This window comes from Cytobacillus sp. GQ23, assembly GCF_059758675.1.
On the sequence record NZ_JCAXER010000019.1, the window covers coordinates 98265 to 110890 of the forward strand.

General features: G+C 35.3%; 8 protein-coding genes. 2 read left to right on the forward strand and 6 right to left on the reverse strand.

The features are described from left to right. Position 1: 1 nt before the first annotated feature. The 3 genes from AC6CHU_RS16685 to AC6CHU_RS16695 are packed head-to-tail and all read right to left on the reverse strand — an operon-like array spanning position 2 to position 3399. Positions 2-952 (reverse strand): ABC transporter permease, encoded by a 951-nt coding sequence (locus tag AC6CHU_RS16685; RefSeq protein ID WP_498122414.1) that lies wholly within the window; start codon positions 950-952, stop codon positions 2-4. A 46-nt stretch (positions 953-998) separates the two neighbouring features. Further along, positions 999-2648, reverse strand: a complete 1650-nt coding sequence (locus tag AC6CHU_RS16690) for an ABC transporter substrate-binding protein (RefSeq protein ID WP_498122416.1) — start codon at positions 2646-2648, stop codon at positions 999-1001. After that, positions 2620-3399: an IclR family transcriptional regulator gene (locus AC6CHU_RS16695; protein WP_498122418.1), complete on the reverse strand. Its 780-nt coding sequence runs from the start codon at positions 3397-3399 to the stop codon at positions 2620-2622. Before AC6CHU_RS16695 ends, AC6CHU_RS16690 begins: the two co-directional genes overlap by 29 nt. A gap of 237 nt (positions 3400-3636) precedes the next feature. Between AC6CHU_RS16695 and AC6CHU_RS16700 the strand changes: the two genes are divergently transcribed. After that, positions 3637-5433, forward strand: coding sequence for a GmrSD restriction endonuclease domain-containing protein (locus AC6CHU_RS16700; RefSeq protein ID WP_498122420.1), 1797 nt, complete (start codon positions 3637-3639; stop codon positions 5431-5433). Positions 5434-5553: 120 nt separating this feature from the next. Here AC6CHU_RS16700 and AC6CHU_RS16705 read toward each other — a convergent pair whose 3' ends face one another. Genes AC6CHU_RS16705 through AC6CHU_RS16715 form a run of 3 tightly spaced genes read right to left on the reverse strand, consistent with a single transcriptional unit; the run spans position 5554 to position 10956 of the window. After that, positions 5554-5877: a pyrophosphohydrolase domain-containing protein gene (locus AC6CHU_RS16705; RefSeq protein ID WP_498122422.1), complete on the reverse strand. Its 324-nt coding sequence runs from the start codon at positions 5875-5877 to the stop codon at positions 5554-5556. A gap of 41 nt (positions 5878-5918) precedes the next feature. Then, positions 5919-8399, reverse strand: coding sequence for a DUF2357 domain-containing protein (locus tag AC6CHU_RS16710; RefSeq protein WP_498122424.1), 2481 nt, complete (start codon positions 8397-8399; stop codon positions 5919-5921). Continuing rightward, on the reverse strand, positions 8371-10956 hold the full coding sequence (locus AC6CHU_RS16715; protein WP_498122426.1) for an MrcB family domain-containing protein: 2586 nt from the start codon (positions 10954-10956) through the stop codon (positions 8371-8373). The genes AC6CHU_RS16710 and AC6CHU_RS16715 overlap by 29 nt, the downstream gene beginning before the upstream one ends. Positions 10957-12241: 1285 nt before the next feature. Here AC6CHU_RS16715 and AC6CHU_RS16720 point away from each other — a divergent pair. Next, positions 12242-12454, forward strand: a complete 213-nt coding sequence (locus AC6CHU_RS16720; protein ID WP_498122428.1) for a hypothetical protein — start codon at positions 12242-12244, stop codon at positions 12452-12454. Positions 12455-12626 lie beyond the last annotated feature (172 nt).

Consider the following 12626-nt stretch of genomic DNA (forward strand, 5'->3'; position numbering starts at 1 on the left):
TTCACCCCTTGCTATATTTAATTTTAGGGTCGAAGTACGTGTATAAGATATCAACAAATAGAGTAATAAAAACATAAATCGCTGCAATAACCAGGATAATGCCTTGTATGACGGGATAATCACGGTTCAGTACAGATTGAATCATTAATTGGCCAATACCATTGATGCTGAAAATAGATTCAACAACAACTGTTCCGCCCAAAAGCAGCCCAAAGTTTATCCCAATAATCGTTATTATTGGAATCATGGCATTTTTAAGAGCGTGCCTGAAAACCAAGGTAAAGGGTGAAGCTCCTTTTGCCTTAACAGTCCGAATATAATCCTGTCTTAAGACATCTAACATACTTGACCTTGTCATACGAGTAATGATACCCGCTTGAATAAACCCCAGTGAAAATGCAGGTAATGTTAAATGTTTAATATTTAATAACAAGCTTTCTGAAACCGAAACATAACCAGTCGCTGGAAACATCTCAAGATTCAAAGCGAAAATCATGATTAAAAGCAGAGCTGCCCAGAAATTTGGAATCGATATACCTATAAGAGCTATAATCATCGACGCATAATCAAGTCCAGTATTATGTTTGACAGCTGAGATAACACCAAGAGGAATAGCAATTAAAATAGAAATTGTCATCGAGTAAATAATTAGATTCAAGGTGACTGGAAGTCTATTTGCAATTAAAGAAAGAACAGTTTGGTCAGACACTAATGAACTGCCCAAGTCGCCTTGCAGCAAGTTAAATAGCCAAAGCGTAAACTGAATGAAAAGAGGTTCATTTAACCCCATTTTTTCTCTCATTTGCGCAAGTTGTTCCTCATTTGCCTGTGATCCTAGCATCGCAGCAGCAGGATCACCTGGGATAAAGTGAATGATCATAAAAACAACTGCAGAAACTGTTAATAGTACCGGTATTAAAGCCAACAGCCTTTTAACCAAAAAACTAGACATGCAATTTAGTTCCTCCTTTTGAGAAAGGGGCCATTAGACCCCCTTTCTATTCTGAAATCCACACGTTCCATAACCGAGGGTAACCTGCACTCCATGTTTCATACCCTTTTATGTTTGGTGAATGTGCTTCAATTACAGGATAGTAATAAAGTGAGGAGAATGATAAATCTTCCTGCAGTAATGATTGGACATTATTATAAATCTCTTTCCTTTTACTCATATCAACTTCCATGATTCCCTCTTCCAGCAAGGAATCCATTTTTTCGCTTTTATACCCGTTATAACTGGTGCTGCTATGCAAATACGCATAATAGATTTGATTTGGATCGGGTCTAGGAGTAATATGACCGTTTAGCAAGTGGTAATCACCAGTTACCCATCTATCTGAAATGAAGGACGCCCATTCTAATGCTTCAATTTCAACATTAAGTCCAATCTTTTTAAGCTGGCTTTGTATCACTAATGCGGTTTTTTCGTGGTGATCATAGGCAGTACTTGTAGAAATCACGATGGGTTCCCCATCATATCCAGCTTTCTTTACAAGTTCTTTTGCCTTTTCTAAATCCTGTTCGTAATCATCTGCATGTACATCTGAAAACCATTCTGTTTCCGGAAAAACAGCTGAAGGCGCAGGTTCTCCTAGTTTACGAGTGGCAACATCCACAATTTCTTGTTTATTCAATGCATATGCAACTGCTTTTCTCATATCAAGGTTATCAAATGGCGGCTTATTCATGCCGTACTGCAGCATACCCCAATTCAAGGAAGGCTTCATTGCAACAACCACATTTTGTTTTTGTTTTAATCTATCGTAATCGTTCGGAAGAACATCCAGCACAACATCAACCTCACCTGTTTCAAGAGACGTTAGTCTAACAGATGCTTCCGAAATTGGTTTAAAAACGATTTCATCTACATAAGCAACCTTTTCTCCCCCAAATCCTGTAGGTTCACCTTCAATAGACTTATAGTCATCAAACTTTTTAAGAACTAGCTGTTTACCTTGTTCCCATTTGTCAAATTGAAAAGGTCCAGTACCAATTGGATTCTTAATTTCTTCACCATTTGCACCTTCCCCTTTTGGAATAATCACAGCTGGATTATAGGGATTAGCTAATGAACCTAAAAATACACCAGAAGGACTATTTAAATGAAAGGCGACCGTATAGTCATCAATAACTTCTATTGAATCAACCATTGAAAATTCAGCATTTCTAGGCGCATATTCAATAAACCGTTCGATAGAATACTTCACATCTTCTGCTTTCATTTCGTTTCCATTATGAAACTTAACACCCTCACGCAAATGAAAGGTGAATGTTTTTTGATCTTCACTAATTTCCCAATCTTGCGCTAACATAGGAATGATTTTCATGTTTTCATCGATCGTCACAAGCATTTCCTGTACATGTAAAAGAGGGATGCGATCTGAGAGGACTGTAGAAGTATGAAGATCAAGCTTTGTTAAATCAGCTCCTGTAGCAACAGTTAAACTACCTCCGCTTTTAGGTTCTGACTCAGCTGTATCGGTTCCTGAATCTTGTGCAGTATTTTGTGGTTTTGAAGACTCCTGGTTATTTTGACTGCATGCAGCCAATGAAAATACTAAAATAACGAAAAGGAGTAACATGTAAAAAGGTCTTGTTTTCTTCAAACTCATCATCTCCTTAATATGTGTTAGAACTTTTGTATCCAAGTTCCTTTGAAATTAGAGTTGCAGCTTTCTTCAACTCGTTTAATAGCTCCCCCTCCTTCTCTTTTTTTAGGAATATCCCCGGTCCCGAGATAGCAATTCCCGCTGCTAATTTATTTTCATAATTAAAGACAGGGTATCCGAAAGCCTTTACTCCTAAAGTCAGCTCACCTTTAGAAAATGAATATCCATTATTCCTGATTTTTTCTAACTCACTCAGCAATACCTCTTTTTTAGCGATTGTTTCTGGTGTAAATAACTCTAAATCCTGTGAAATAATTTGCTGAATCTCTTCTTCGCTTAAGTGTGCAAATATAACTTTTGATAAAGCTCCAGCGTAAATAGGCAATTTTTGCCCTACTTTAACTTCATAACCAAATTTGTGATAGGACTCTATATTGATCAAACAAAGAGCTTTCCCCCTATCATAAACACTCAAGTTCACATTCAATTCAGTAACCTTAGCTAATTCTTCTAAGAAGGGAGTAGCCACACTGACCAAATCAACTGACTGAACTACTATCCCCCCTACTCGAATAAACTCCATTCCCAGCTTGTATTTACCAGTCTTTTTATCCTTTTCGATATAACCCCTTTCCATAATGGTGTGTAATATCCTGTGAACAGTCGCAAGAGGAAGTCCAGTTCTTTCTGCAACTTCAACCAAAGACAAAAGAGGTTCCTTAAAAGTAAATGTCTCGATAATATCAAATGCTCTATCTAAAGAACGGATACTGGTGCTTTTTGTTGTCACGAAAGTCACTCCTCTTGTTTCCACCTAGTGAAAACTGCTTTTCATTTTCTATATTCTTATTGATGAAAGTCACTAAATATTACGACTTTTTAACTCGCCTTAAGATATGAGTGGACCAAAAAACAGCACCCACAATTATGGGTGCTGCTACTTCTTATTTATCAAATTTTAATTAATTGGTTAACAAATCCATTTACGTTATAATTCAATTAATATTTAGAAAAAGGGTGGAGAGATTTGTCAAACTATAATGTAAACAATAGTACTGTTGAATCAATTATCAGTTGGATTAAAAATAACATGATTGCTATTCCAGAAATACAAAGACCATTTGTCTGGGATGCTTCAAAGGTAAGAGATCTAATGGATTCTCTTTATAAAAATTATCCAGTTGGTTATATAATCACTTGGCAAAACCCAGATACGAAACTTAAAGATGGGTCTGTTTCTAATGGAAAGAAGATATTAATTGACGGACAACAAAGGATTACTGCTTTAACTGCAGCTATAACTGGACAAGAAGTTGTAGACTCGAATTATAAAAAGAAAAAAATAAGAATCGCATTTAACCCGTTGGAAGAAAAATTTGAAGTTCGTAATCCCGCTATATTAAAGAATTCCAAGTGGATACCAGATATTTCAGAAGTATTTGCTCCGGAATTTAATTCGTTTAGCTATATAAATGAGTACTGTAGAGTAAACCCGGAAATGGACCATAATAGAATGAATCAAGTACTACAAAAGCTTGTACAAATTAAATACAGCAGTATAGGTATGATAGAGTTATCGCATAACCTCGATATAGAAACAGTCACAGAAATTTTTATCCGTATTAATTCAGCTGGAGTAGTTTTAAGTCAAGCAGACTTTGCAATGTCAAAAATAACTGTAAATGAAGCATATGAAGGTCCGGTTATTAGAAAAACAATCGATTACTTTTCCCATTTAATTAAAAATCCTTCAGATTACTCAAATATTGAAAACAACGATACTGAATTTGCTTCATCGGTCAATTTTCATAGAATCAAATGGTTAAAAGACTATCATTCATCTATTTATGAACCTAGTTATTCTGATGTGTTGAGGGTTGCTTTTACTTATAAATTTTTAAGAGGTAAGCTTTCAAACTTGGTGAGCCTTCTTTCAGGCCGCGATTTTGAAACTCGTGAATATAAAGAGGAGATTATAGAAGATTCTTTTAAAACCTTAAAAGATGGTGTATTAGAATTTGTCAATGAGACAAATTTTAAGCGGTTTGTGATGATTGTTAAATCAGCAGGAATTATAACTCCTAAATTGATACGATCAAAAAATGCATTGAATTTTGCATATACTTTGTTCCTGTTACTACGCTCCAAAAAACTAGATGGAAACAAGATAAATCATATTGTACGTAAATGGCTTGTACTGTCTGTACTTACAGAACGTTATTCTAGTTCACCGGAAACAATGTTTGAGTTTGATATTCGCAGATTTAATAATGCTGAAACACCAGACATATATTTAAAAAGTGTAGAAGCCGGGGAGCTCTCGAGTGCCTATTGGGAGAATATTTTGGTGGCTAATTTGGATACGTCTGTCACAAGCAGCCCATATTTTAACCTGTTTATTATGGCTCAAATTTATAATAAGGATTATGCCTTTTTATCCAAATCGGTTACTGTAAGTAATCTCATTGAAGAACGCGGAGATGTACACCATATCTTTCCAAAGAAATACTTACAAAAAAACGGGATAAAAAACAGAGGTAAATACAACCAAATTGCAAATTATGTTTACACAGAACAAATTGTAAACCTTGCAATAAAGGATAAGGCTCCGTCAGTTTATATGGATCTGATCAATAAGCAGTGTAATGGTCATGAAACTTCAATTGGAGAAATTATTGACCATGAGGAAGTAAGATTAAACATGGAAATGAACTGTGTTCCACAGTCTTTGTTTAATTTGGATTATACCAAGTACGATGAATTCTTAATTGAACGAAGACAAATGATGGCAGCTAAAATCCGAAGATTTTATGAGAAACTATAGATTAACTAATACATTTATTCTATCGTTTCTAACCATTTGTATAGCAATGGTTAGAAACGATGTTTACGAGGACTCTTCATTTTTAGAGTCCTCACTTTTTTTAATAGTTGTTCTAAAATATCACTTTTCTACCTCGACTAAAAAGATCTTCTCCTTAAATTTACCCCGTTTTTCAGCCTTTAGTTTTCTTAGTTCCTCCACCTTATCAAATGATCTCCCATGAATCTCTGCAAGTGCATGGATTATTTCAAGCAAATCAGCTAATTCCTCAAGTGCTTCTTCACGATTATCCGCTCTCATATACTCTTCAAGTTCTTCCAGAATCTTTCTCCTAAGTTCTTTAATGAATTCTGATTGATCAAGAGTTTTTGTGGAACACTTTTTACCTGTCCCTGCAATAATTTCTGGTATACGATCACGAACTAGTTTGTTGTAAGTAGGCATTTATAATCCTCACCTTTATATGAATGTCAGCATAAACATTATCAATGTGCACGGGCTAGCATCTCAATCAAATCTTTAAAAACAGCAGACAAATTTCTTGGTATTGTATCAAAGGGTACAGTTTTTTGTTCACCTTCACCTATCAAATTAACTTCTCTATTATCTTTATTAATTTTTATCAAAACATTCTTGATCCTATATTCCTCAACCTTAGTAGCAACATCAAGATTAGCTGAGTCAAGTTCAATAGATATTCTGTCTGAGACCCTTCTAAGCATTCTCCATAACGTTTTTTCTTCCTTTGATTTCATAAACAATTCAGGCAGCTCGGTGGACTCCTTCAGATTGCTCAATGTGGTATGCACATATTCAGCAATGCCATATCCAACAGGTTTAATTATTGGATTACAGTTGATCCAATGCTCCACTTCAAATTGCATGTATTCATCATATCCAGATTTCACTGGTCTAATATCTTTAACCCTGCCATAACAAATGACTCCATTATGTTCTAATACCCCATTCTTCACATAAAGGGCTACATGCTTAGTCTCTTGCCATCCCGCTTTTAATTTTTCAACCAGAACACCGTAACGGCCCGTCTGTTTGCAGCTAATATATTCCTCAAAATCTTTAACAAGCCCGACTAGAACTTTCTCGTCAAGGCTAGAGTTCCAATCTTCAAGTGTACCCCTTGGCAAGATTCCTTCCTGCTGGATTTCCTCAGGGCTTTTTTCAATAAGCCTCTCCACAAACATTTCGACAAGGTCCGTTGCATTCGGAAGAAAAGGAAGCCCTCCAATATTGACTTTATCAATACTTTTATAGAAGTGATGATCCTGGTAAAGCTCTTCATAGGACCATGGAAAAAGCACATACGCTCCAAAAGCGGTTCTTTCATATGGCCCATCATTATAGGCAACAATAGAATCTCGATAACGGTGCATGGTGTTAATATCATCTTCAAGCGGTCCGGGTTGCTTATATCGATTTTGATAATAACTTCCTTCCTGGGCGTAATCAATTCGATACTTGGCATCAAATACATAATTATAGGTAAAGTCTTTCCCCTTTTTAGAGATACTGAGCATGGTATCGGGCTTTTGAGGAATGGTTGGCAAACCAGTTTCATACTTTTGATAGGTTAGAATAATGTCTTCTTTGGTATATGGGTGTTTGTATTTTCTTGTCGCTGAACGGTTAGTCTGAAGATTTACAAACAGTCCTTCACGGTTTACCTGGATAATGTCCTGGCTCACAAGATGATACTTTTTATCAAGGATTTGGCCCAGCTTCAAGAATGTCCAATATTCATAAAGTGTTGCAACATCTTTCACAGACATTTGATAAAGCTTTCCTTGAAGCATTAATCCCTTGGACACGGTCAGATAGATTTGGAAAGCATCCCGATAGCCTGGTGCCATCTGCAGAACTAAACTAAGAATAGAGCGATCCAGCTTCTTTATTCCCTTCCAAAAACGACTTTTAAGCTTACCCTCCAAATGCTTAATCATTTCGAGCATCTTGTCTAAAAGATCAGAATCAGGTTCTACGTCCCACCTGGAGTTTCTATTTCTTAATGTCTTCAGCAAATCATAAAGCTTATGTGTAACCCGCTTCATCATCCATTTCACATATCGATTTTCTAATGTATCAAAGGTAAGCTCCTTTTTAACACGAAGACCTTCAACTGGCATGAGTGTTTTGTTATTGATATAGATACCATTTGAAACCTCTGTAAATAGATGAGGTCTTTTTTGCAAATAGCTCCTGCTTCTAGTGTCAAGCTTATTTAATTGGTCTCCTCTAACCTTTTCATACGTTTTCTGGAGGAGGTGATGTGGCTGCATTTCAATGCGATTAACAGACTGAATGAACTGATCAAAATGCTTGCTAATCAAACGGTAAAATTCACTTCTTGATGGCTTGCCGTCGAGCTTCACACTAGCTCCTAAATAGGTTTTCCGGATAAAATGAAAGGCAAGATTATAAATTTCATCGTTAACTTCTTCTAGTAGTCTTTTATAATCATTTTTGTAGTCAATCTTTGCTGGGAAAATCTCTAACGTTACCTCTAGCAGCTTTTTGCTGCCGTCTCTAATTTCAAAGGTCGTTAATCCCACTTCATTCTGGAATTGTAAGTTTCCCATTAACATATAAGTGTTTGGGATTTCCACTTTAGATATTGATTGCCTTAAACCAGGATGCTCATGATAAAAGGATAAGTCTCGGCTTGTTTTAGGTATGACAATAACCTGATAAACTCCATTTTCGAAAAAGATAGGCCTTAATTGAGTAGATTCCTGCAGCAGCTGTGTTTCAATATCATAGATTAATACCTGATTTACCAAATCCCCATGAACAGAAAACTGCATGACATCGTGCATATCCATTGCACGATACTGTTTTAACCCCTCATACCTTTCATGATACGGCTTTCCTTTCACCACAAGAGAGAAATCATCTGTTTCAATCTTAACCAATTCAACTTCGTTACGAGATCCAAAAGGATGTAAAGCCATCTGCTTGTAACCTCCTAAGCATCTCCACCACTTTTCGAGCACTCTTAGGGTAAATAGCACTTTGCTCATCTAACGGAGAATCCTCATCCCCGTTGTATTCTGTATTAGTAAAGAGCAGATACAACTCCCTAAGAAGCTGATCAATTCGAGAGTCACTTCCAGACAAACGCGGCAATATCTTTTGCAGGATACAATGATCAAACGCTTCCTCAAAGGTCATTAGATCACCCTCTTTGTTATAAGCAAGATAGTAGCAGATCTCATCTCGCACACGATATCCGATATGTGCATTAATTAATTGAAGACTTTTATTGATCTTTACCAGCTCAATTGTTGCCTTTTCAATAACCTCTGCATCTACCTTGTATAAATCCTTAAGGTGCAAATACTTTAAAGATAGCTGACTTTGTCCAATTATTAATGAATCTACTTCCTCAAGATCTTGCAGGAAAGATAAATGATCTAATTCAACTCGATTAAACTCAATTGTATTAGCACGGTCTAACACCTTTTTACTAAAAGGGTGCGTCGTTTCGTCCATATTAACGGTTCCAATGACATAGAGGTTATTAGGCAGTGTGATTTCTTCACTTGCGATCTCCTCTGATAACAAAGTAGAAGAAACAACCTTCCCATCCTCCCATCTGCGACTTTCCATCACACTCAGAATATCACTGAAGTAATATTCAACCCGCGCCAAGTTCATTTCATCTAAAAGGACAAAGTAAGGTAAATCCGGATGCTCATGTGCTGCTTTTATCGCTTTAGTCAACGGCCCTTCTTTAAAATCCCCTTTGATATCCACGTACCCTAATAAATCAGAACCGTCACTCCAATCAGGACGAACAGGAATCAATGTGAACTGCCCATTTTTCTCAGTCGCGCCTAAACTCTCAGCAAACCATTGCACCATTTTGGTTTTTCCTGTTCCAGATATGCCTGATAGGATCACAAAGGGTTTGGTTTTTAGGGAAATAAATAAATTAATGACTTCATCTTTTGAGTAATAGAAGCCTTTGCTTTTTATGTATGAATAAATGTGATTAATTAAGTCCTTAGATGGTAAATAGGTGTTCCTAGTTTCTCTTACCAATTGGACCTCACCTTGGAGCTGCTCATTCTCATATCCCGTTCCCTCATTCATGGATATATAATTCTCATAAATATGTATCATTTCTTTTAAATCATTTACGATGACGGTTTCTTCAGGTATATGGTCAGCAGCATAGTGAATGTAAGCTGCAGTGGATAAGGCATAATCCCTTGCCTTTTTACTTTCTCCCAGACTAATTTGGTCATCTTTCTTTACCTTGCTAGTGGCGGGGATAGATTCTCTAATCTGTGCCTTAACCCGTATCATTTCTTCCTTCGAAGTCTCTGTAACACCTTGTGCTAATGTAAGATAAACACTTTGCATATCCTCACTAAACAGATACACAATATAATATCCTCTTTGAGTAGAAACGGTAATTTTGCGATTCATGATGGCTATCCAGGGTACAGAAGCCCAGTTGCCTTGGCCTACTGAACCAGTCACCATATATTCGGAAGGATCTATAAATGGTAGGTTATTAATTTCAGCCGTCACTTCATTTCTAACAAAAGGTCCTAGAGGATGGCCCCCAAAAGGTTCTCTTTTTGCAGATAGGTATTGATTCATTATTTTTATTAGTTCTTCTCTTAAGTGGCTAGACATGACCTGCTCCTTATTTTGTAAAGTGTCAAAAAAATTTTCTGAAGGATTCCAGTTGTTATCGATTAAGTTTGTGCTTTGTAACCACATTAAAAGATTGTGCGTTCTCTCTTTAGCTACCGATTCAACCATTAGGTTTTCGCCTCTGGAATTTCGTACAATTAGCATCCCAAGCTCTTCAAGCGCAATTTTTTTCTCTCTTTTAGGTAGTTTTCTTAAAAGATCTAAGCTAATTAATGCTACTCTAAAATAACCTTGATTAATGATGATCTTTCTAATAAAACCTTCTTTATCTTTATCATTTTTATAAGCTTCAAACTGACTTATATTCATTTCATTAAACTCATTAACAAAGCCCAATAATCTTGCATCCTGCCTTAATCTTGACTTCACTCTATATAAGTTCCCATCAACTTGGCTACTTAGGGTTTTAGGATCATATTTGTCAATTATAACTTCCTCTAAGAAGTCCTTTACTTTTTCGTACTGCTCATTAGGTAAATTATCTGTCTTAAATTCCTTTAATCTTATTGCAGTCTTACTATCTTGAGAAAATACCTCCACAAACGGCAATTGAGCAAAGTAAGACATGATAAAGGAACTTCTTCCTCTTACTTTTATGAAATTATTCGAAGCGGCAACTCTCTTACTAATAAATTCTTCCCAGCCTTGTAAAATTAAACTGTAACTAATTTCTTCAGAAGGAGACGTTTTTTCACTACTATGATATTTTTCTCTAGATGACTCTGTTTCAATATATATACCTTTACAGTCAACAGTGTTAATTTGATGAATTTTTTGTGCATTCAAGGTTTTTATGTATTTAATTCTATTGGCAAGTTCAATAACAACTTTCTCTATCACTCTTCCCACTCCATTTACAAATAACTCCAATTGTTCTTATGATACCATAATAAAAAGCCATTCAAAAAAATGTATGACTCTTAAAGGTTAATATATTTTATCTGTTTAATAATGTGAAAAATTGTTAAATTCTTATAAAAATTACACTAATCTTATTACAAATACAATCAGATTAGTGTTGTAGAAATTTTCACCTGAATGTTTAACTAGCTTGCAAAGATAACACAAGAGGTTTTTAAGTTAGCTGGCACCTGATTTTCTAGTATCTTGCTGGTTGTGGAATTACCTTTATATCACGCTACCTTTACGTACTTTTTTGTGTATTATAATTTTAAAAAATGGCACCAAGCTCAGTACCTACTATCCAAAATAATTAGTGTTTGATTCCTCCGATTTAACAACAGTGTTCTTATAGATGTCTATTCAATATTGCTCCCCCTTCAATTCATAAAGTTTTACGTACTACAATATAAATAGTTTCAGCATTATATCCTTTTTCCTTTAATAGAGACATCTAAAAACTATACCCACTTAAGAATAGACTCTTAAATTAAAGAATATCTCTAAAGTTCTTACATTGTAAAACACAGACACTACGAGAGGTTATGAGGGAATGGTATTTTTATTGAAGCAAAAAAATAGAAGTATCCTCAGTAGATTGCTCCTAACCCTTTACTTTTTTCTACCTAAATTACTTAATCTAGATCTTGCTTCTTTTTTATCTAGTACATTAATCAGTACTAGTACTCGAATTTTTTTCTCATCTTTCTAAAATGTAAATATATAATTTATTACTTTTATCTCTAAAAATAAAAAGGTATTCTTTAGAATAATTCTCTTCAACATTTTATTTGTTCCTCTAAAACAACTAGCTGGTTGTTTTAAGTCTGTATATACTTCTGCACCATTAGCCATTCAAAACAAGGGAATGTAATATACAATCAAAGAATAAAATTTCCAATTGTTACTCATCCAACACCTGTTTGTAAAAGAAGATATTAATTAGGTTCCCCATTTTCTGTAATATTAGTAACAACAGAACTACATAGAAAATGATATGGGACGCATATTCCTATTTTATCCTTAAGGGAATTCAAAATAACTCATATATAAACAGAATACTATAGGTATATAGCAAAGTGATTTTTTTACAGTTTTTTCAGTACACTTTATAATAAAAACCATTACTAGACAAAATTAACAGGAAGAAGGAACTGCTATTTCACAATTTAGACACAAGGACTTTTAAACTATACATCTAATCTTATGTAAGGGAGGGGTAGTTATGGAGAAAAAAGTTAGACCACATTGCCATGTCTGTATGAAAGAAATGAAGCTGGGACAAAAAGTGGTTATGGATGGCACTTTAAAAGGCATCATGCATGCAAATTGTAATTACTTATCGGCAATAGAAATTGAGGACGTAGGGTTGTTTGAAGAAGTTATAGGAAGAAATCAGAGATGGTTCATGCAGTTTAACTACTTGATTACACATTAATTGATATAGAGGCTGGGACAAAACTAGCTTCAGATAGTAAGAAAGGTGAATTTGAGTGCGCTCAAATTCACCTTTCTCTTATTTCAGGGTATTAATTCTTTAAATTCTTATTTTTTGGCAGTGAATTTCCTTAAATTCACTGCCATTAACGCGAGACCCATTTCGTTTTCCA